23 protein-coding genes and 1 riboswitch are annotated in these 19,950 nt (G+C 36.9%); of the genes, 8 read left to right on the plus strand and 15 right to left on the minus strand.

From position 1 onward, the window contains the following. The 9 genes from ACPYKA_RS05370 to ACPYKA_RS05410 all read right to left on the minus strand — a co-directional run. A partial coding sequence (locus ACPYKA_RS05370) for a M20 family metallopeptidase (RefSeq protein WP_479541359.1) occupies positions 1-1,003 on the minus strand: 1,003 nt, incomplete at its 3' end. Positions 1,004-1,023: 20 nt separating this feature from the next. After that, positions 1,024-1,752, minus strand: a complete 729-nt coding sequence (locus tag ACPYKA_RS05375) for an MBL fold metallo-hydrolase (protein WP_479541360.1) — start codon at positions 1,750-1,752, stop codon at positions 1,024-1,026. Between the two features lie 22 nt (positions 1,753-1,774). Next, positions 1,775-2,779 carry a Gfo/Idh/MocA family protein gene (locus ACPYKA_RS05380; RefSeq protein WP_479541361.1) on the minus strand — a complete coding sequence of 335 codons (1,005 nt, stop codon included), beginning with the start codon at positions 2,777-2,779 and terminating at the stop codon, positions 1,775-1,777. 18 nt (positions 2,780-2,797) lie between these two features. After that, complete coding sequence (locus ACPYKA_RS05385) at positions 2,798-4,282, minus strand: sodium:solute symporter family protein (RefSeq protein WP_479541362.1); 1,485 nt, start codon at positions 4,280-4,282, stop codon at positions 2,798-2,800. Beyond that, on the minus strand, positions 4,283-4,630 hold the full coding sequence (locus ACPYKA_RS05390) for a hypothetical protein (protein WP_479541363.1): 348 nt from the start codon (positions 4,628-4,630) through the stop codon (positions 4,283-4,285). It abuts the gene before it with no gap. A gap of 12 nt (positions 4,631-4,642) precedes the next feature. Beyond that, positions 4,643-5,266 (minus strand): bifunctional 4-hydroxy-2-oxoglutarate aldolase/2-dehydro-3-deoxy-phosphogluconate aldolase, encoded by a 624-nt coding sequence (locus ACPYKA_RS05395; RefSeq protein WP_479541364.1) that lies wholly within the window; start codon positions 5,264-5,266, stop codon positions 4,643-4,645. A gap of 22 nt (positions 5,267-5,288) precedes the next feature. Beyond that, entirely contained in the window at positions 5,289-6,236 is a 948-nt protein-coding gene (locus tag ACPYKA_RS05400) for a sugar kinase (protein ID WP_479541365.1), read from the minus strand. A gap of 10 nt (positions 6,237-6,246) precedes the next feature. Further along, complete coding sequence (locus ACPYKA_RS05405; protein ID WP_479541366.1) at positions 6,247-6,714, minus strand: RidA family protein; 468 nt, start codon at positions 6,712-6,714, stop codon at positions 6,247-6,249. Positions 6,715-6,774: 60 nt separating this feature from the next. After that, entirely contained in the window at positions 6,775-7,539 is a 765-nt protein-coding gene (locus tag ACPYKA_RS05410; protein WP_479541367.1) for an IclR family transcriptional regulator, read from the minus strand. Positions 7,540-7,853: 314 nt separating this feature from the next. Here ACPYKA_RS05410 and ACPYKA_RS05415 point away from each other — a divergent pair, with 314 nt between their 5' ends. The 3 genes from ACPYKA_RS05415 to ACPYKA_RS05425 all read left to right on the plus strand — a co-directional run bounded on the left by ACPYKA_RS05415 (position 7,854) and on the right by ACPYKA_RS05425 (position 9,165). Continuing rightward, entirely contained in the window at positions 7,854-8,438 is a 585-nt protein-coding gene (locus ACPYKA_RS05415) for a TetR family transcriptional regulator (RefSeq protein WP_479541368.1), read from the plus strand. Positions 8,439-8,502: 64 nt separating this feature from the next. Further along, a complete protein-coding gene (locus ACPYKA_RS05420) occupies positions 8,503-8,850 on the plus strand; it encodes a DMT family transporter (protein ID WP_479541369.1) in 348 nt (115 codons plus the stop codon). Beyond that, positions 8,851-9,165, plus strand: coding sequence for a DMT family transporter (locus ACPYKA_RS05425; RefSeq protein ID WP_479541370.1), 315 nt, complete (start codon positions 8,851-8,853; stop codon positions 9,163-9,165). Between the two features lie 221 nt (positions 9,166-9,386). On the opposite strand, the gene ACPYKA_RS05430 is transcribed toward ACPYKA_RS05425, so the two are convergent. The 3 genes from ACPYKA_RS05430 to ACPYKA_RS05440 form a co-directional block, all read right to left on the minus strand. Beyond that, the gene (locus ACPYKA_RS05430) at positions 9,387-9,743 is read right to left on the minus strand and encodes a response regulator (protein WP_479541371.1); all 357 of its coding nucleotides are present in this window, start codon (positions 9,741-9,743) and stop codon (positions 9,387-9,389) included. Positions 9,744-9,762: 19 nt separating this feature from the next. Beyond that, the gene (locus tag ACPYKA_RS05435; RefSeq protein ID WP_479541372.1) at positions 9,763-10,218 is read right to left on the minus strand and encodes a chemotaxis protein CheX; all 456 of its coding nucleotides are present in this window, start codon (positions 10,216-10,218) and stop codon (positions 9,763-9,765) included. Positions 10,219-10,359: 141 nt separating this feature from the next. Then, a riboswitch (cyclic di-GMP riboswitch) is annotated at positions 10,360-10,460 on the minus strand. Positions 10,461-11,178: 718 nt separating this feature from the next. Then, on the minus strand, positions 11,179-11,352 hold the full coding sequence (locus ACPYKA_RS05440; RefSeq protein WP_479541373.1) for a hypothetical protein: 174 nt from the start codon (positions 11,350-11,352) through the stop codon (positions 11,179-11,181). A 147-nt stretch (positions 11,353-11,499) separates the two neighbouring features. On the opposite strand from ACPYKA_RS05440, the gene ACPYKA_RS05445 reads away from it, so the two are divergent. The 3 genes from ACPYKA_RS05445 (at position 11,500) to ACPYKA_RS05455 (ending at position 13,657) form a co-directional block, all read left to right on the plus strand. Then, positions 11,500-12,486 carry a S8 family peptidase gene (locus ACPYKA_RS05445; RefSeq protein WP_479541374.1) on the plus strand — a complete coding sequence of 329 codons (987 nt, stop codon included), beginning with the start codon at positions 11,500-11,502 and terminating at the stop codon, positions 12,484-12,486. Between the two features lie 338 nt (positions 12,487-12,824). Further along, complete coding sequence (locus ACPYKA_RS05450; RefSeq protein ID WP_479541375.1) at positions 12,825-13,421, plus strand: sigma-70 family RNA polymerase sigma factor; 597 nt, start codon at positions 12,825-12,827, stop codon at positions 13,419-13,421. Between the two features lie 5 nt (positions 13,422-13,426). Beyond that, positions 13,427-13,657: a hypothetical protein gene (locus ACPYKA_RS05455; RefSeq protein WP_479541376.1), complete on the plus strand. Its 231-nt coding sequence runs from the start codon at positions 13,427-13,429 to the stop codon at positions 13,655-13,657. 119 nt (positions 13,658-13,776) lie between these two features. Here ACPYKA_RS05455 and ACPYKA_RS05460 read toward each other — a convergent pair whose 3' ends face one another. From ACPYKA_RS05460 to brnQ, 3 genes are all read right to left on the minus strand, one after another. Then, the gene (locus tag ACPYKA_RS05460) at positions 13,777-14,670 is read right to left on the minus strand and encodes a tetratricopeptide repeat protein (RefSeq protein WP_479541377.1); all 894 of its coding nucleotides are present in this window, start codon (positions 14,668-14,670) and stop codon (positions 13,777-13,779) included. A gap of 281 nt (positions 14,671-14,951) precedes the next feature. Then, positions 14,952-15,494, minus strand: coding sequence for a helix-turn-helix domain-containing protein (locus ACPYKA_RS05465; RefSeq protein ID WP_479541378.1), 543 nt, complete (start codon positions 15,492-15,494; stop codon positions 14,952-14,954). A 110-nt stretch (positions 15,495-15,604) separates the two neighbouring features. After that, the gene (gene brnQ, locus ACPYKA_RS05470) at positions 15,605-16,945 is read right to left on the minus strand and encodes a branched-chain amino acid transport system II carrier protein (RefSeq protein WP_479541379.1); all 1,341 of its coding nucleotides are present in this window, start codon (positions 16,943-16,945) and stop codon (positions 15,605-15,607) included. Positions 16,946-17,297: 352 nt separating this feature from the next. On the opposite strand from brnQ, the gene ACPYKA_RS05475 reads away from it, so the two are divergent. Together ACPYKA_RS05475 and ACPYKA_RS05480 are read left to right on the plus strand one after the other, a co-directional pair. Continuing rightward, a complete protein-coding gene (locus tag ACPYKA_RS05475) occupies positions 17,298-18,287 on the plus strand; it encodes an ornithine cyclodeaminase family protein (RefSeq protein WP_479541380.1) in 990 nt (329 codons plus the stop codon). Positions 18,288-18,310: 23 nt separating this feature from the next. Then, positions 18,311-19,288: a proline dehydrogenase family protein gene (locus ACPYKA_RS05480; RefSeq protein WP_479541381.1), complete on the plus strand. Its 978-nt coding sequence runs from the start codon at positions 18,311-18,313 to the stop codon at positions 19,286-19,288. The last annotated feature ends 662 nt before the right edge of the window (positions 19,289-19,950 follow it).

The raw sequence follows: 19,950 nt of genomic DNA on the forward strand, positions 1-19,950 counted from the left end.
ATACAAAATTAAAGTCTGGTCGAATCTTCTGAATCACTTCTGATAGAGCCATTAATTCACTAGTAGAAAGATCATTCGTCAAGGGAGGGTCGATTAAATATGGTTTTTGCCAAACGAGATCGGCCCATAAGCTAGAACTGATTTTCTGTTTGACGAGTTGTTTCAAATCTTCAAGTGACTCTTGCCAATTTTCCTGTGGGTTGAGTCGCCGATCCACATGGATGGAGCATTGGTCTGGAATAATATTCACTTGTTCTCCACCAGAAATTAGCGTAACACTTAAGGAACTTTTTCCACATAATGGATGAACAATACGTTCAACCGCTTGCTTTGCATCTTCCTTCAAAACCATAACGACCTCGGCCATCTTTTCAATGGCATTTTCCCCATTCCAAGGGGTAGATGAATGAGCATTTTTCCCAACAGTCTCTAAAACAAAACGTATACTTCCTTTATGAAACGCACCAAATTCCAGTTGAGTTGGTTCACCAACAATAGCCAAATCTGCCGAAACAGATTGCTCAACTAGATGATCCACACCCCGATGTTTATGTTCCTCATCGACGACTGCAGCAAGTAAAATATTAACCGGCAATTTTCCACCTTGTTCCGCTAATGCTTTTCTCAAGCCCATGATCATTGCTGTCAGTTGCCCCTTCGCATCACAAGCACCGCGTCCAAACCATTTCTTTCCTTCCCTAGTTAACTGAAATGGCTCAACCGTCATTCCTTTTACATCGACTGTATCGAGGTGTGTTTCCAATAAAATGGTTGGATAATTATCCCCACGGACGTAAGATGCATAACAATTAAACCTTTCTGGTAAAACTTCTTCTTTCCAGCATGAAAAATCGGGTAAATACTCTTCAAAATAACGAAGCAACTTTTCACCGACAGCTTTTTCTCCATAAAGCGCTCTATCTAAAGGTTTTTCCCCTGGATTAATGCTCGGTATCGCAACAAGTTGCTCCAATAACTGAAATGCTTCTTCTTTCCAGTTCATTTCCCATCATCCTAACGTAATTAAAATATCGATGGCACAAATCCTTTGTCTAATTGGTTAATAGCCTGTTGAATGTGGGTTTGACCGTTCTTAAGTAAAAATAATCGATGTCCTGAAAACATGGCATCCACATGTAAATCTTGTAATTTTCCGATATCTTCTCGGTAACTAGCCAAATCGGAGCCTGGAGTATTTAATAAACCAATATCTCCATTGATAAAGACATAATCACTCGCAAATAACACGTTTCCATCTACTGCTTTCATATAAAAGCAATACATTCCCGGGCTATGACCACGGACATGAATGGGCTGAAGCTCAAGATCCCCACAAGTAATGAGCTCATCTTTCTTCAGTAAATGATCTGGTTCAAAATAAGAAAAAACATAGCCTTCCGGATAGCCACCGCCATTAATCGCAAGGCGGAGTGCTTCTTCGACTTCCGCCTTGCTGCCATTCATCCACTTATATTCTTCCTCTGAAAGCCAAACTTCTTTTCCTTCTTTTTGGAAAAATTCACTTCCTCCGCTGTGATCGGCATGCGAATGTGTGCACAATACACGGGACACTTTTTCCCAAGGGACATATTTTTCAACATTCGCTTTAATTTTCTCCGGTTCAATCCCTACTCCAGCATCAATTAAAACTGCATCACTTCCGCCATCTACCAAATATACATGACAGTCGTAATTGTTTGTTAAACCAATTTCACCACTACCGACTAAATAGACATTTTCGGTTAATTTCATCTTCACCAACTCCTAAAACGGATTAAAGATTTTCCCATAAGATCTCTCGTTTTTCGCTAGCTGACTTAATTAATGCTTCACAAATCTTAATTCCTAAAACAGCATCTTCCATTGGAACTGCTTGTTTGATTTCTGGATTACGAATAAGTTCCACAAAATGTTCGACTTCATTTCGCAGTGCTCCGTAAACATTTCCATGAATCACTGGAGAGAGTTGAATATCAGGCCGACTAAGCTCCCCTTTTTCCATTACGGAGAGCGTATCTCCTGGGAAACGGTATTTCAAATGACCGCCCTCATACATTGCTTCCATCTCAACGTCCAAATATTGACCATATTCATTCGGTAAACACCACTGGGTTTCGAGCGAACAAACCATGCCATTTTCCATTTCGATCAGACCAAAAAAGACGCCTGGCATATTAATTTCCTGATCAATTTTCTTCTCCATTGCATAAATTCGTTTCGGCTTAGATGTCACATTCCATATTAATTGGTCAATATCATGAGAGAGAGCCATAAACACTGGATGCGTCCGGGCATGCAGAGAAAATCGTTCAATGGGAACATTTCGTTTTACACGTAATGAATGAATGCTACCTTCGACTTCAGCTAATTTTTTATTCACCGCCGCATAGCCTGGATCAAACCGGAGCATATGACCGGGAAGAATAATGACATCACTTTCCTCTGACAGATTCAATAAATTCTCGGCTGTCTTACTGTCTGTTGAGACCGGCTTTTCAATTAAGACATGTTTTCCATATTGAACTGCTTCGCGTGTAATCGGTTCATGACTTTTCTCATCTGTTGCAATCACAACCGCATCAAGTTCTTTTTCCTGTAAAAGTTCGGTTATATTTGTATATGTTTTTTCAGCAGGTATTCCATATTCCTTCGCCACTCTCATTAATCGGTCTTCACTGCGATTACATATCCCAAACAATTCCACTCCGTTCATTGATTGAATAGTTCGGATATGTTCCACTCCAAAAGCCCCTGTACCAATAACAGCAATATTTAACACAAAAATCACTCCAACGAATTATTCTTCTATTTCTTTTGTACCCATTTTTTCAAAGAATTTCTGTACTTTTTCTTCATGCTTGTTTGTAGATTTAATCGCCAAACTTAATACAATACCTGTAATCAATGTCATTAGTGTACTTGTTGCTGTTGTTGCCGCTAACCCGTGTATTCCACCTACACCGAGCACGGAAACAAGAAGTCCGCTAACTGTACCAACAACAATCGAAGCAACCGCTGCTGTCGCTTTCATTTTTCTCCAAAAGATCGCTAAACAAACGATTACGAAAATCGGCATATCAGTGACTGCGATAACATTTAAAATTGCATCTACTGCACCACCAAGGAAAGGAACAATCATTGCCCATAAAGTACCGATAATTGCCAAAATAATCGTTACAATTCTAGACACTTTTAAATAATGTGCTTCATTTTCCTTAGGCTTCCATTTCCGGTAAAAGTCTTCCGTAAATAACGAAGATGACGCACATAAAGCTGAATCCGCTGTCGAGATACCGGCAGAAAGTAATGCGGCAAAAAATATTCCTAACATTCCAACAGGAAGTAACTCAATATACACTTGCGGTCCAACCATATCAGGATCAAGGCTTGCTACTAATTCCTCTGAAAGAATCGAATGTGCAGCTAACCCTGGTAAAATCTCTAAAATAGCAATCGGAATTGTAATAATTGCTGTTAACAAAAGTCCCCATCTAGCGACATTAACAGATTTTGCAGCAAGACCTCTTTGCATGACGAACTGACTCGTAATGAAATAAGGAAAACCTAACAATGTGATTGCAATAATCCATGGCCAACCGTTCGCACTTTCAGCAGAAGGAACCCATTCGGTTAAATTTTCAGGGACAGAATTGACTACTCCACTCCAACCGCCGAGTTGTGAAAAGATGTAGGCTCCACCAATAAATAGTCCGGCAAACATAAATAAAAACTGAATCGAGTCGGTAATAACAACGGAACGAAGTCCACCCAAATACGTATATATAACGACAATAACTGCAATAAATATAATCATCCAATTTATACTAATTCCAAATGCAAGTCCGATAATAACAGCAGCCGCATAAATCGTTACTCCATATCTATTTAACGTATCAGCTACAATCCAAATGACACTGATTAATCCACGAACTCGTCCATCATAACGGTCTTCAAAAATTTCAGACATTGTATTGTAACGCAGTTTTCTGTATATCGGTATGAAAACGACAGCAGCTAATACACAAGCCATCGCATTTAACGCAATCCAGCTGACAGAAACTCCCGCATTATATACAAGCCCAGGCTTACCGACTAAACTCCATGTAGAAAAGTTTGTCGCACCAAATGTTGCAGCTAACATAAACGGTCCAAACTGTCTTCCGGCCACAGCAAAATCTTCAAAACTGTCGATCCCTCTCGATACCCACCAACCGATGAATAACGTCAATAATACATAGAAAATAATAATGATAATATCCAAAGTTGCAATTGTATGACCCATTTAGTTTTGATCCCCTTTCAATGCCTCTTTTTCCTCGTCCGATACCATAAACGCAAGTAGCTCATTACGTGCCACTGCAATAATTCCCCCAACAATCCATAATAAGTATCCGCCTATTACAAATGGAGACACAACACTGGAATCAAGAACGGAGCGAAGCACTAAACCAACGACAAATACAAGGATGCTCACCACCATTAAGCCCATTCCAAAGCGTCCTTTTAATACCGGTGCTCTTTTTTGTTTTTCAAATAATATTTTTCCTTTTAGTTCTAAATATGGTCCAACACTAAGTAAAATGGCGAAAATTACAATTGAACCTAAAATTAAAATGCTTCCAAAATCCATTAAATAGCCCTCCTAATTCTCTTGAACGATTCTTTTATACTCTTTCAATCGTGCTAAAATTTGCTTTCTATCTCTTTTTTCAATCCATTCTTGAGCAACTAAACTACTACCTACCCCGACTCCTTTAACGCCAGCATCAAAAAACTCTCGCATATTTTCAGGACCGACACCTCCAACTGCTAACAAAGAAACTGTATTTAAAGATGCCAAAACATCCTTAATATAGGATGCTCCTACTTGTCGAACAGGAAAAATTTTGATGACTTCAGCTCCTAACTCACTGGCATATTGAATTTCGGTTGGAGAAAAAGCTCCTGGAATATAGGGAATGCTCATCTCTGCTGCCGTATCTGCTACTTGTTTTGAAACATTAGGGCTTAAGAAAAATGCTGCACCAGCGTTTTTTGCATCAATTGCTATTTCTTTCGTTAAAACAGTACCAGCACCAATTACCATGTCATCGCCAAATTCTTTAACTAGATTTTCTAAAACATGTAAGCTATTAGGCTGATTTAATGAAACCTCCAATATCTTGAGGTCAGCTTCTCGAAAACAGTCGACCAAAAAACGAGCGTCTTCCAGTTCCATACCCCTTAATATTGGTATAATTTTGTATTTATTAACTAGTGATAACAAAAAACCATCCCTTTCCTTGTTTTTATCGAACTGTCCCAAAATCATTGGCTAAAAAACGTTCCAACTCTTTATTAGTAGGCAGTCCATTTGTATCTCCTTCCGAACTGACAACAAACGCAGCACAGGCATGTCCCATTTTCACAGCTGTTTCATGACTCTTCTTTTGTAAGAACCCATGTAAAAAGCCTGCCGCAAACGCATCTCCGGCACCAATTTCATCGACAACTCGCTTTACTTTAAATGCCGGGACAAATGTTGATTCTCCCTTTTCAACTACCCAAGCTCCATTTGCTCCATCTTTCATTACAGTAAGTGGAACTTGCCAATCGTTTAAACAGGATTCAATATCTTTTATTTCTTTAAAACCACTTAGAAGTTTCATTTCACTTTTTCCAGGAAGGAAGATATCACATTGTTTGGCAATCGGAATTAATGTTTCCCTAGCCTTTTTAACATCCCATAATTTCAACCGGATATTCGGATCAAAGCTGATTAATGTGCCATGTTGCTTTGCTAATCGAATCACTTCCATCACTAATTCTTTACAAGAGTCACTTAGCGCTGGGGTAATTCCTGTAATATGAATCACTCTTGCTTGTTTTATCCATTCTTCCCGGACATCATTTTTGTCCATGGCTGAAGCAGCCGATTGCTCCCGGTAGTATATAACTTCCGAGTCTAGCAGCTCTTTTTTTTGTTTAAACATTAAACCCGTAGAATGGTTTGGATCAATAATTACACCACTCGTATCTACAAGGTGTGCGTTCAATTCATATAAAATCTTTTGTCCAAATGGATCGTCCCCTAATCTGCTAAACCACTTAACCTTATTGCCGAGCCGAGCCAAAGCAATCGATACATTTGATTCGGCACCGGCAATCGATGCGAATGTTTCATCATGTTGTACAATGGAACGGTTATTTACCGTATTAAATGAAACCATTGTTTCCCCTAAAGTAAATACATCCATTTCGAAACTCCTATCCCTCTAACTCTACGATTGTTTCTATCTCAACTGGTGTATTAAAAGGCAATTCGTTAGCAGAAAGTGCAGAACGTGCATGTTTTCCTTTTTCACCAAAAACTTCTTCTAAAAATTCCGAAGCACCATTGATCACATAAGGCTGTTCGACAAAACCATCAGCCGAATTAACAAAGCCTAATAACTTTACAAAATCCTTTATTTTATCTAAATCGCCAATTTCACTTTTGATTACAGCTAATGTGTTAATCATCGCTTGCTTAGATGCTTCATACCCTTGCTCAATTGTTAAGTCAGAACCGACTTTTCCTTCATAGATTAGCTTTCCATCTTTCCGGCAGTCTTGTCCCGAAACATATAATAAGTTATTGGCAAATCTTTTTGCCGGTACATAAACTGCAGCAGGCTTAGGTGCCTCTGGAAGTTCAATACCTAATTCTTCTAATCTCTGTTCTATTTTAGACATATAATCCTCTCCTAGTATTTTAATAGTTAAAACAACGTTTCAATAATTATTTAAAAAAATTTAGAGACTTCCCAAGCGACGTGAAATTAATTGAGCCGTCTTTTTTACTTCGGCAGCTAATTCAAATAAATTTTCTTCATCTACACGCGAAGAAGGACCCGCAATACTTATTCCACCTAGGACTTGCCCATCATGAGTAAATATTGGTGCCGCAGCACAATTTACACCTGATTCATGTTCTTCTCTATCTAACGCAAACCCTTGAGCTCGAATAATTTTTATTTCTTTTTTTAGATCACTATCATCGATAATGGTACTAGTAGTAAACTTAGTATAATCAATATTTTTAATAATATTCGCCTGTTTTTCTTTGGAAAGAAAAGCTAGTATCGCCTTACCAACTCCCGTACAATAAACAGGAGCACGCTTTCCAACTCTCGAATACATACGGATAGAGCGTTCACACTCCACTTTATCGATATACACAACTTCACCATTATCAATGATCCCTAAGTGAACGGTTTCATTCACGCGATCCTTTAAATCAACCAAAAAAGGTCGAATATCTTTCGTCCAGTCCACTTGATTAACAATCCGTGAAGCGAGTTCAAACAATTTAATTCCCGATTGATATTTTTTAGTTGTTTCTTGTTGTTCCAGGTACTGTTCTTCCTCTAATGTTGCTAGAAATCGATAAACGGTACTTTTATTTAGCTCTAATCGATTAGCAAGCTCTGTTACTCCAATCCCATCCTCACTTTTCGCGATCTCTTCCAAAATACGAAGCACCCTTACTGTAGATGAATTACGTAAAGATTTACTCATTTTACTCCCCTTTTTTTAATTATTAAAACATTGTTTTGTTATTGTATAATTAGTATATTTTAAATATAGAAATATTGTCAAGTAATTAAAATTCAAAAAACTGCTAGTAAAAATGTACCAACCTGGAAACGATATGTTTTCTGATCGTAAACCATCAGAAGAATTAAAGGGTTTTCAAAGACAGGACATGCGATAATACCGGTAATATCTTCCTCCCTCGAGCTCCAGCCATGGCGGGGTACAACTGATTGTAAACAGCCGATTTATAGGATATACTTTAGAAAATTACTATTGTTACGAGAGAAGGGGTTCATGTGGGAAAACGAGATGCAATCATCCAATCATCTATTAACCTTTTTAAGAAAAATGGGATTGAGCAGACAAAAATCTCTGATATTGTAAAGGATGCAAACATTGCACAAGGAACCTTTTACCTTTACTTTCCATCTAAACTAGCATTAATGCCTGCGATCGCTGAGGAAATGGTAAAAATTTTAATGCAACGAATTAAAAGTGAAGTACATCATGACCAACCAATTCAAATAAAACTTGAAAAAATTGTCGACAGTATTTTTGCTATCAACAAAGAGTATAGCGAAGTGCTTGCAATCATTTATTCAGGGCTCGCTTCCACCGAACATTTAAAAGAATGGGAAACAGTTTATGCTCCTTTTTATCAGTGGATTAGCAACTTATTAGAAGAGGCAAAAGAAAATAATACGATTCGAGAATCAATCAAACCAAATCGAACTGCAAAACTTATCATCGGCTTAGTCGAATCTGCAGCCGAGCAAGTATTTTTGTATGACTATAGTAATGAACACGAAATCGAAATACAACGAGATGAAGTCATTCAGTTTTTATTTAATGCTCTAGGAATTTCAAGAGAAAATAGTTAACATTTCGTTAACTTTACTTTATAATGAATGACAGTCATTCATATTTTGTCAGGAGGAAATTTTAATGGGAAAGGCATGGGGTTATGTCGCCCTAACATCTTTTTTTGAATTAGTATGGATCTTTGGATTTAACGTCGTAAATGCCTGGTGGCAATGGATTTTCATTATTGCATTTATTTTAATAGATTTTCACTTTCTAGCAAAAGCGTGTGAACTATTACCAACAGGAACTGTTTATGCCGTGTTCGCTGGAGTGGGAACACTCGGTACGACATTAATGGATATATTTTTATTCAACGAAACTATTAATTTCGGAAAAATAATTTTTATCATTATTTTAATCGTTGGTGTTGCGGGATTAAAAATAGCGGATGATGTAGACGAGAAAAAAGCAATGAAAGGTTTGAAGTAAATGGGTTGGATACTTGTATTTCTGGCATCTATAAGCGAGTTTGTCGGCGTTGTCGGCCTAAAAAAATACAGTGAAAATAAATCAATAATCAATACAGTATTATATCTTGGCGGATTCGCTATGTCCTTCGCATTTTTATACTATTCTTTTAAGTTTTTACAAGTGAGCACAGCATATGCCGTTTGGGTAGGAATTGGAACAGCCGGAGCCGTAATCATCAATATGATATTTTTCGGCGAATCAAAAAGCCGCGGCCGAATTACTAGCCTTGTACTAATTATCATTGGGGTTGTTGGATTACGAGCATTGTCATAGAATCTGCGCAATCGTTATATTGTTGTAAAAAACATTGCATCCCTAAAAGTAATTCACGAAGATAGCTTAAAAGGTGCTGGGACATAACTAGCCAAAAATAGTTAAATAAAAAGGTTCCAAGCAATAAAAAATTTGCTTGGAACCTTTTTTGTGGTTTTTTCCATCTTCCGCCACTATTTTACCATTCATGGCGGCGTTTTTTCTTAAGTTCTTTTCTACTTCTATAAAACTTTCTCAAGTGCTTCTTGAATACGTTCTCGAGTAAACGGTTTAACAATAAAGTCATTTGCTCCTGCCTGGATGGCATCGAGTACCATACCCTGTTGTCCCATTGCGGAACACATAATAATTTTTACGTCCGAATTTATTTTTTTAATTTCCTTAACTGCATCAACACCATTCATCTCAGGCATCGTGATATCCATTGTAATTAATTCCGGTGTTAGTTCCTTAAACTTTTCGATTGCATCTTTTCCATTTTCCGCCTCTCCAACGACTATATGACCAAGCTTTGTTAAGATATCTTTCAGTTGCATACGCATAAAAGCAGCATCATCTGTTACTAAAACGGATGCCATTTGTAATCCTCCCATCCTATTAATCAATCAATAAATATGTATTCATTTTTCCAACATTAACAAAATCAACTGTTATCTCCAACGCTTTTTTATAGCCGGATAATTTTGTATTTCCTTGCATGATGGTCGGTGCGGTAATATTAATGTCAGTTCCGCTATCTGCAATAGTTGTAGAAATCCCACCCGCAATCATATTTCCAAGCTCACCACTAAAGGACAAAAGCATATCACCTTCTAATGGCATCCCGAACATTCTCTCCCCAATCGAGCCAAAAGTAGTCTGGTCCCCTGAGAACACTAATTTCCCTTTAATGTCCCCAGTAATGCCGATTAGAACTCCGAAGAATAAGCGGAAATCTTGATTAATCACTCGCGGCCTCTCAAATTCATAGTCAATTGGGATCACTGTCTTAATGGATGTTAACGCTCCATTTAACAGTTTCGTAACCGCACTATTTCTTTCGTTAGTTGTCATTTTTCCACTCCTTTCCTATTATCTCTTACATTTTTATAAGAGAAACTTTTTAGTAATAGAAACTATTGGATCGATCTATCCTTATATATATAATTAGCGTGAAACATAGCCAAAATTTTCAATAAATAAGTTATTTTATCATTTGGCAGCCAGGCGATCATAGCGTAATTTATCATTCAATATACCCCTTAGACCCTTGAGCTTTGCGCCCCTTCTTTTCAGATAGTTTGCCTTTTCAACAGTTCTTTTGTACCATACGTTATATCTTATCGAATAATGTAGTAAAAAGCAATCACTTATTTTTCAGTTGTACATTTTTTTCCATTACGCCTTTCTCATTAAAGGGCGTTTCATATGATAGTGAAAAAAGAAGAGGAATGTACAAGCTTCAAAATCCTTATAATTTTAATGTTTCAGAAAATAATTATGACCCTGCGCTTTATCCGATCGAACCTTGAGCTGTTTCAAATAGAATTGATGTTTTCAACAACCTCACCATCTGTATCAAGGAGGGGAGATTGTATCGGTGGCCAGTCATCATAAGAAGATAACTAGTGATTTTACATATACCGCTGCTGCAATTCGAGCGCACGTGAGTTAGCAATTTTTTAGGCACTTCGCATGTTGAGGAGCGACTCTGCATCTTTTCTAGACACTAAGCATGTTGAGGGAGTGACTCTGCATCTTTTCTAGACACTAAGCATGTTGGGGGAGCGACTCTGCATCTTTTCTAGACACTAAGCATGTTAGGGGAGCGACTCTGCATCTTTTCTAGACACTAAGCATGTTAGGGGAGCGACTCTGCATCTTTTCTAGACACTAAGCATGTTGGGGGAGCGACTCTGCATCTTTTCTAGACACTAAGCATGTTAGGGGAGCGACTCTGCATCTTTTCTAGACACTAAGCATGTTAGGGGAGCGACTCTGCATCTTTTCTAGACACTAAGCATATGGGGGGAGCTACTTACTTCTTATAAGAAGTGCAACCCCAAAAATGACTTTATACCTTTGCACAAACGATACCTCGGTCAAAAATGTCAGCACAATTATCGTCAAGTAAAATACACATCCAAGTAATAGGAACCCTTCTTTCCAAAAACGTTTACGAACAACAAGTTCCCGCACCTTTTTCATTACCAATTCTCCCCTTCCCTTTATAAAGTGAAATAACGATCCAAAAAATCAACTAAATAGATGAAATTTTTTAAAAAAATTCTCCACCAAATGATTTACTTTTCGCCTACTTTTTTCTCTTTCGTTTAGTAAAGGAGGAGATTCAAAATGAAAAATTCCATTCATTACAAGGCTTCGGAGGTTGTTTCGATACTCGATACGTTAACGATGACACCGGAAAATTTAGATGTCATTAAAGCACGTGACGTATGGGAAATTTCTAAACAAGGGGAAGGAAATGTCGTGGCAGTTCTAGACACTGGAGTTGATACAGATCACCAAAGTTTAGCCCGCAATATTATTGGCGGATATAATTTTTCGGATGACGATAAAGGTGATCCATCAATCTACGAAGACTATGCAGGCCATGGCACACATGTCGCGGGAATAATCGCAGCATACCAAGACAAGGGAAGGGGAATTTTTGGAGTCGCTCCAAAGTGCAAATTACTCATTTTAAAGGTGATGAACAAAAATGGAGTTGGATCCTATAAATCTATCACGGAGGCAATTAACTTTGCGATGGACTGGACGGGGCCAAATGGAGAAAAAGTGAATGTTATAAATATGTCGCTCGGCGGACCCGCACCAAATGAAGAAATGCATTCCACCATTAAAGAAGCAAGAAGAAAAGGAATCACCGTCGTTGCAGCAGCCGGGAACGAGGGAGATGGAAACCCTAACTCCTTTGAGCGCTCCTACCCCGGCTACTACAAAGAAGTTATTCAAGTCGGCTCTGTTAATAAAGAATTAAAACCTTCTTTCTTTTCCAACAACAATGTAAATATCGACTTTGTTGCCCCAGGAGAAAATGTGTATTCCACTCATTTAGATAATAAATATGTAAAACTAACCGGAACTTCTATGGCTGCCCCTTATGTCGCCGGCTCTGTTACACTCATCTTAAACATGATTGAGCAAGAAAAACCATCCATGATCCCATATTTTGTTTACCATTACCTACTCACCCATGCAAAAAAACTAAACTATTCCATTCATTCAGTAGGAAATGGCTTAGTACAGCTTACTTCAGCAAACAAACTGATGCTCATGACTTCTTATTCACCTAAAAAATTTGCATACTTTTTTAAGTAAAAGGTTGATAATTTTGTCCTCTCTCTCACTCTAGTATATAAAGGTTCTCATAAAGGAACTCTAGAAAAGCGCGCTTTCTAGATAAAAACATCTATCAATATAAAACTTTAATCTTTTTGTTAAAGTAATGTTTAATAGTAACAGATAAGGGTAAGAAAATAATGGGCAGAAAAGTCTAAATATTTTAAATAAAACACTATTTATAGTAATAATTCGACTCGGGTGAATACGGAAAAAGGTGAAAAATACTATCCTCTGAGGTCGAGTTATTTTTTGTCGGCAAAAAACTGCCTTTATGAGAATCTAAGTTTTATTTCGATAAGTGAGGGGTGAAATTATTGGTTAATAAAGAAAAATTGCAGAGATTTTACAAAGAAAATGATTCTCTGTTGCAAAATGAAGTGATTAAAAGTTTTCTGAAACAAGAAAAAAATGAACAGTTGTTAGCGCAAGTTCTCATGGATCCCTCTCAAAAAAATGTAATTCAATTAGATAAAGAATTCAAAGCGTATTATTTAAAAATAAAAGTCATAAAATATATTAGTAGTTTAATCCATTTTTATACAATTGATTTCGATAAGAAAAACAATCAAAGAAATCGTCGATATATGCTAATGCTAGACGCACCCAAACAAGTAAATGATGATGATAACACAACAAGCCTCATTGATGTCCAACCTTCTAAGCATACTACTGAAAGTGATTACTTTGAAAGTATGCAAACATTTCAAGAACTTATTGATAGCGCTAAGCTGTATAACGCCTACCAAAAGTTGACAAGTAAACAGAAAAAAATTTTAGATCTCATCTATATTCATGGATATAATACGCAGGAAGTTGCACGTTTATATAAAGAAACTCCGCAAAACATCTCCAATATCCACAAACGGGCTTTAAAAAAGATTAAGGAATCTTTTGAAAAAGAAAGGGGGTGAACGTTGTGGATCAGATTTACAGCACTAGAAACTTGGAGAATATCTACGATGATAAAAATTGGGAAGACATTTTGGACGACTTTCAAGTGAAAATAAATTATAACTTACAAAAGGTTCCCGCAAATGATCGGGATGACTTAGAGCAAGAGATTAAACTAAAAATAATTGAAAAAGTTAATAATCTCTTAGAAAAAAATAACACACCCGGTTTTTGGGAGTTCATATCTGAAATGTAACCTGTTAAAACCATCCAACCTAAATGGTGACCATTCACCATTTAGGTTTTCTATAACATCATATAATCATTTGCTTACCCTAAGTTTTCCTCATTATTTATCTTTTCATGATCACTTCTTCACTGCAATTCATAATGACCATCAAAAATTGCATTTGCCTCTTCTTTCGATACACGTTTATATGTATAAGCAGGTGTCTGTAACGTCCCATTATTATCTGATAGTTTTAAAATAAATGGAGCTTCCCCAGCAATTGTAATTTCAACTTCAGTTGCGTTCATATGCTTAATGGCATTTATCTCGTGATGAGTAATAAAATCAGAATACGGCATCGCACAGTGCATGTAGGAAGAAGTTATATGACAGGAAATGTTATTTTCATCGTTTAACCAATAACCTGCAAACTCGCCAATCGCTTGGTCAGATACTTTCTGCTCTTCCTCTTGTTTTTGCTCCTCCTCTTCAGCTGCCAAAATTGCTGACTCTTTTGCTTCCTGAACTTCCTCTAACAAATTTTCAATATCAACTTTTAGCTGTTTTAAAAAAGCATGTTCCATATCTTCTGCTAAAATTTTTTCAAGCTGATCAATCGCTTCATCAAATTCCTCACTATCGTACTTTTTCTTCGCTTCCTCATACGAAGCCGAATATGCTTCGGATTTTTCCTGAAGCATCGCAATCTCTTCCTGATATTCTTTTGCCACATTAACCAGCTGTGACGAGCCGCCTTCTAAACTGATTACCATTTCCGCCGCATCTGCAGCACTAGTTAGATCACCATTTTCCATTTGCATGGTCGCTTCTTGGATATATTCTGTTTGCCTTAACAGCGCTCCTGCTTCTTTATTACCTGCTTTTTCTTCCAATGCCCGTGTAAAAGAAGCCGCCGCTTTTTCATAATCCTGTTCATCCAATGCTACCAAGCCTTCTTCCATAGCCTGCTCATAGGTAGTATTTGAGCACCCAAGTAACAAAAGCCCAATACTACTGATTAATAACACTAACTTTCTCATTACTAATCCTCCGGAAACTATATTTTCATTAAATTCATCTTGCCTAATATATGTTCCCGAGTAGAACTTTATGACAAGACCTATCCTATTTCATTTCTCTAGGTGAGGAAATTAGTACTTGTTTAAATAATCACCGACAGCAGCATAATCGATTCATAACTAGGTAATTATTCACTAACTTACATCTTCTTGGGGTCAACTTGAGCAACTTGCACTTCCACTTGAGCAGCTTCATTAGTTTTACCATAAAAAAAGCCGCCACAACTTTGTGACAGCAAAAATTAATTTTCATCATATCCAACGCATAAAAATTTCACATCTTTATCGGTATAATTATACCAATAATGCTCTTTACTTGAATCAAACATAATGGAATCAGATGGGTTCAACACATATGTGTCCTCGCCAATCTGAACGGTTAATTGCCCCTCCAACACGTACAAAAATTCTTGCCCAGGATGCTGAAACAGATTGCCCTCATTTTGATTAGGTTTTAATACGACGAGGAGGGGGGAGAAGGCTGGATTTTCCATCGATTTAGCTAAACTTTTATAATAAATATTATGTTTTTCCATTTGTTCTGTTTCCAATGCGCCGCTGCGAATGATTCGTTCCTCTTCGTCCGCTTCATCAAAAAAGTATCCAGGGTTTACACCTAAAGCGAGCGATATTTTTTTTAATGATTCTAGCGTTGCTGAAGATTTTCCACGTTCCAATTGACTTAAAAAACTAATCGAAAAACCAGTTTTACTCGCCAATGTTTTTAACGTCATTTTGTTTTTCTTGCGCAATGCTTTTATATTTGCCCCTAACGTATCTTTCATCGTATTTCCCTTTCTAGAATTTTATATAAGCATATCATTTTTCCAATGCCCTATCATCTTATACGGTAAAACACCAAATTAATCGCAATGTGGTGTAATCCTACTCAGCCTTAATTTTCAATCGGTAATGCCCGTGCCTCCATATCCTTCGTTTTCGCATAGATCAGGCCTATTACTGCACCGATTATTCCAGTCGTTATCCACCCGGCTCCATTTGCAAATAAAGGTATAAACGCAAAAGTTTGATCGATAAAATTAACCGCAATACCTGCGTCTTTTAATGCGTCCAATACTGCAACGAATCCTACACCAGTAATCGTTCCAACGTAAACTGCTTGGTAACCTTTGAACCATTTATGCGTAAAAGATAGAACGATCAGTGCGATTGAGATCGGATACAATAACAGTAAAATTGGGGAGGCAAATTCTAATATTTTTGCTAAGCCAAAGTTTGTGATAATCAAGCTTCCACCAGCTAAAATATAAAGCCACTGTTTGTACGTGAATTTAGGAAACTGTCTTTCAAAATATTCAGCGACAGCAGATAAACACGCAATGTTCGTTGTAATCCCTGTCAAAAAGATGACTGTTCCAATCATGAGTAATCCGATATTTCCATACAGATACTCTGAACTCCATGCTAATATTTCTCCACCGTTATCCCTCATTCCAATCGCATCAACACTTGTCGCCCCAACCCAGGCCATCGATAATTGTAATAAGGTTAAACCGATGACGGAAATAATTCCTGCCTTAATAAATGTAGATGAAACGTCTTTTTTCTCAGTAATCCCTTCATTTGCAATCGCTTTAATAAAAATTCCACCAAACACAAAGGCAGCGAGCACATCCATCGTATAATATCCTTCCACAAATCCTTTTAAAAATATATTTTCTAAATAAGGTTCTTGTGGTGCACCAATTGGACCCATTGGCGTGAGTATTGACTTACCAACTAGTAGAATAAGTAATCCAGCAAACACAGGCGTAATAATTCTGCCTAAATGATCAACAAACTTCCCTGGATTTAACGATAACCAAATTGTTAATCCAATAAAAACAACGGAAAAAATAAACAAAATAATACTTGTATTTATGTTCCCAGGAAGTGACGGTAAAATAGCTATCTCGTATACAACAGAAGTAGTTCGTGGGATAACATATATTGGACCTAATGACAGAAAAAGTAGCACCGAAAATATAATTCCAAACTTCTTACCTACAAGTCCTGCCAGTAGTTCAACTTTTCCACCAGAAATCGCTAACGAAATGATTGCAAGTAGAACAAGTCCTACCCCGGTTACCAAGAAACCTACCATCGCAACCCACGTATTTGTTCCGGCAAGTTGTCCAAGTTTTGGAGCAAAGATAATATTCCCTGCACCTAAAAACATTGCAAAAAGCATGAGACCGATTGCCAACAATTTGTTAAAAGGTAAACTTTTTTTCATGTGACTTCCTCTTTTCCCTTTAATTGTAACGCTTTCATTTTAAATGAATAAATTAATTGAAGTGCCACTTAATTTAAGTGATGCTTTAATTGTATATAAAAATTGATCATTTTGTCAATAACAATTTTTTCAAGAAAGAATAATATTTCGCAACAAGAGCTTTCATCATAACTTATAAATACACAACTTCATCCCTGCCAAATCTGAAGTCTATCAATTGGTATTTGATGCTAAGTTTTCTAATATGATAATTTTCATGAAATTTGACTATTGTTATTTTTAGATTTACAATAAACTTAAATTGAAGTGCTACTTAAATTTACTGATAATTCAATGAAAGGCTGATAATTCAATGATCATTTTAAACGAACAAGAAATTCAGGGTATTTACGGAATGAAGCAAGCGATTTCAGATATGGAAAAAATGCTCCATCATAAAAATGAAGGAAAAATTGTGAATCCGATCCGTACGGTCATTGAGGTTCCAGAAGAGGACGGTTCTGTCCTTTATATGCCGAGCACTGACCTTGATGAAGAAATCATGTCGATGAAGGCGGTTACGATATTTCCAAATAACCCGTCACAAGGTAAGCCAACGACACAAGGAGTTGTTCTTTTATCCAATGCGAAAAACGGAGAACATGTAGCAATGCTTAATGCATCCTACTTAACACGTCTCCGAACAGGAGCAATCAGTGGCCTTGCAACAGACAGATTAGCCAAAAAAAATGCCGAAACACTTACGATGATTGGAACCGGAGGAATGGCGTTTGAACAAGCTCTGGGCGTTTTGGCTGTTCGTGACATCAAAGAAGTTTTATTAATTAATCCAACAAAAGAAAAAGCACATCATTTCAAAGAAAAATTACGCGACTTTGGTGTAGACAGTTCGGTAGAGATCAATGTACTCGATGATGTATCAGATGCTGTTTCCCGTGCAGATGTTATTTGCTGTAGCACACGCTCACATGATCCAGTTTTTGACGGGAATGACGTTAAGCCGGGAACACATGTAAACGGCGTTGGTTCTTACTTGCCACATATGCGTGAGGTTGATTTTACATTTATTAAACGTGCGGCAAAAATTGTTGTCGATGATATGGAAGGCGTAACAGAAGAAGCTGGAGAATTAATCCACGCCAATGAACAAGCCGACTGGTCATACGATAAAATCCATGGAGAGTTAACTGAACTCGTCACAGGCCAAATTAGTGGACGTGAAAAGGATGATGAAATTACTTTCTTTAAATCTGTCGGTGCTGCCTATCACGACCTTGCCGTCGCAAACGGTGTATATAAAATTGCTCGTGATACCAACATCGGAACAAAAGTAGAAATTTAATTTTACTGAAAGAGGGAATTACGATGGACAATGCGGTAAGAGACTTTTTTATTTACTTATCACAAAACAAAACATTAAATCAAGGTGCAAAAAAATGGGGACTCAAGCTCGGAGCACAAAACGTTGTTGCCGGAACGAATATTGATGAAATGGTAGGAAGCGCAAAAAAATTAAATGCTTCTGGAATATCTTGTACGATCGATAACTTAGGCGAATTCGTTTTCGAAAAAGAAGTAGCTTTAGCTGCGAAAGAGCAAATTTTAGCTGTCATTGAAGCAATTCATGAAAATAGTTTAGACGCACATATTTCCCTAAAACCTTCCCAACTAGGATTGGACATTGATTATGATTTTTGTTTAGAGAACATAAGGGAAATTGTCAAAAAAGCATCTGAATATAACATTTTTGTTAATTTCGATATGGAAGACCATGCACGTTTACAAGCATCGTTTGACTTATTGGATCAACTTTCATCTACTTACGATAATATCGGAACCGTTATTCAAGCATATTTTTTCCGAGCAAACGACGATATTAAAAAATATAAAAACTATCGGCTCCGCATCGTAAAAGGCGCGTATAAAGAAGAAGCGTCTGTCGCTTATCAAAACAAAACGGATATCGATAAAAACTATATCGAATTAATCGAATGGCATTTGCTAAACGGAAAATTCACATCGATCGCAACCCACGATCATCATGTAATAAATCATGTTAAAGACTTTGTTGAAAAACATAATATATCTAAAGACAAATTCGAATTCCAAATGTTGTACGGATTTCGCGTTGACATGCAACACGAACTCGTAAAAGAAGGATACCAATTCTGTACCTACGTTCCATTTGGCGAAGACTGGTATGGCTACTTCATGCGGAGACTCGCAGAACGTCCACAAAACTTAAAATTATTAGTGAAACAAGTATTCAACAAAAAAACAAATACACTGATTGGAGTCGCCGCAGCTGGATTTTTATTCGGCAGACTGACAAAAAGAAAATAATGTAAAAAATCTCCTGAGAACAATAATGATAAGAGTAGACATGTTTTTTCATTATATGTAGTGAGTAACAGGTATTATCATGACCTTAAAAGGTGGTGGTAGTACCTTTTTTTATTTCCCAAATAAGGTCATATAATCTTGATTTCTTATTGTAAATAATGAGTATCGATATTTGTGTTGCAATATGTGTATCAAAATGTGTTGTTAAAACAACATTTTTTTGTATAATGAGTAAAAATATAAAGAGGACTAAGGAAAGTGGGTGTAAATTTAGTGCCTAGAAAAAATATCCAGGGGTTAATACAGAGACGTTAGATTTCTTACGTAAAAATGTTTATAGTGTTACTGAGATAACTCGTCAGAAAAAACTGTCAGGGATACTGGATTTATATTCAGATAAAGCTACAGATAAAGTTTTTATCATTCAAAATGGAAACAAAAATGCACAAGCGGTTATCGCTGATCATGAATTTTACGACGTGTTAAGAATGGTCATCTTTTTAAGCCTGATGGTTTAGCGGAATCTCTTCATGGTAGTTTAAATGGTTTTGCAAAAATTAAACTAAATCATTAAATATTCGAATTATTTATCGCCCGGTTAATGATGCACCTATTCGTATGGAGATTATTGTAATAGGACCACGTGATAAAATGAAGGGATA

It is taken from the genome of Pseudogracilibacillus amylolyticus (SeqCode) (assembly GCF_051918545.1).
In the GTDB taxonomy this organism is placed as follows: Bacteria; Bacillota; Bacilli; order Bacillales; family Amphibacillaceae; genus Pseudogracilibacillus.

Excerpts from the sequence above, each read along its gene's own strand:
- ACPYKA_RS05445 (WP_479541374.1), top strand. The coding sequence starts at position 11,500 with ATGAAAAATTCCATTCATTACAAGGCTTCGGAGGTTGTTTCGATACTC.
- ACPYKA_RS05475 (WP_479541380.1), top strand. The coding sequence starts at position 17,298 with ATGATCATTTTAAACGAACAAGAAATTCAGGGTATTTACGGAATGAAG.
- ACPYKA_RS05385 (WP_479541362.1), bottom strand. The coding sequence starts at position 4,282 with ATGGGTCATACAATTGCAACTTTGGATATTATCATTATTATTTTCTAT.
- ACPYKA_RS05430 (WP_479541371.1), bottom strand. The coding sequence starts at position 9,743 with ATGGCATCCGTTTTAGTAACAGATGATGCTGCTTTTATGCGTATGCAA.
- ACPYKA_RS05375 (WP_479541360.1), bottom strand. The coding sequence starts at position 1,752 with ATGAAATTAACCGAAAATGTCTATTTAGTCGGTAGTGGTGAAATTGGT.
- ACPYKA_RS05405 (WP_479541366.1), bottom strand. The coding sequence starts at position 6,714 with ATGTCTAAAATAGAACAGAGATTAGAAGAATTAGGTATTGAACTTCCA.
- ACPYKA_RS05400 (WP_479541365.1), bottom strand. The coding sequence starts at position 6,236 with ATGGATGTATTTACTTTAGGGGAAACAATGGTTTCATTTAATACGGTA.
- ACPYKA_RS05390 (WP_479541363.1), bottom strand. The coding sequence starts at position 4,630 with ATGGATTTTGGAAGCATTTTAATTTTAGGTTCAATTGTAATTTTCGCC.
- brnQ (WP_479541379.1), bottom strand. The coding sequence starts at position 16,945 with ATGAAAAAAAGTTTACCTTTTAACAAATTGTTGGCAATCGGTCTCATG.
- ACPYKA_RS05460 (WP_479541377.1), bottom strand. The coding sequence starts at position 14,670 with ATGAGAAAGTTAGTGTTATTAATCAGTAGTATTGGGCTTTTGTTACTT.
- ACPYKA_RS05435 (WP_479541372.1), bottom strand. The coding sequence starts at position 10,218 with ATGACAACTAACGAAAGAAATAGTGCGGTTACGAAACTGTTAAATGGA.
- ACPYKA_RS05420 (WP_479541369.1), top strand. The coding sequence starts at position 8,503 with ATGGGAAAGGCATGGGGTTATGTCGCCCTAACATCTTTTTTTGAATTA.
- ACPYKA_RS05440 (WP_479541373.1), bottom strand. The coding sequence starts at position 11,352 with ATGAAAAAGGTGCGGGAACTTGTTGTTCGTAAACGTTTTTGGAAAGAA.
- ACPYKA_RS05425 (WP_479541370.1), top strand. The coding sequence starts at position 8,851 with ATGGGTTGGATACTTGTATTTCTGGCATCTATAAGCGAGTTTGTCGGC.
- ACPYKA_RS05410 (WP_479541367.1), bottom strand. The coding sequence starts at position 7,539 with ATGAGTAAATCTTTACGTAATTCATCTACAGTAAGGGTGCTTCGTATT.
- ACPYKA_RS05480 (WP_479541381.1), top strand. The coding sequence starts at position 18,311 with ATGGACAATGCGGTAAGAGACTTTTTTATTTACTTATCACAAAACAAA.
- ACPYKA_RS05465 (WP_479541378.1), bottom strand. The coding sequence starts at position 15,494 with ATGAAAGATACGTTAGGGGCAAATATAAAAGCATTGCGCAAGAAAAAC.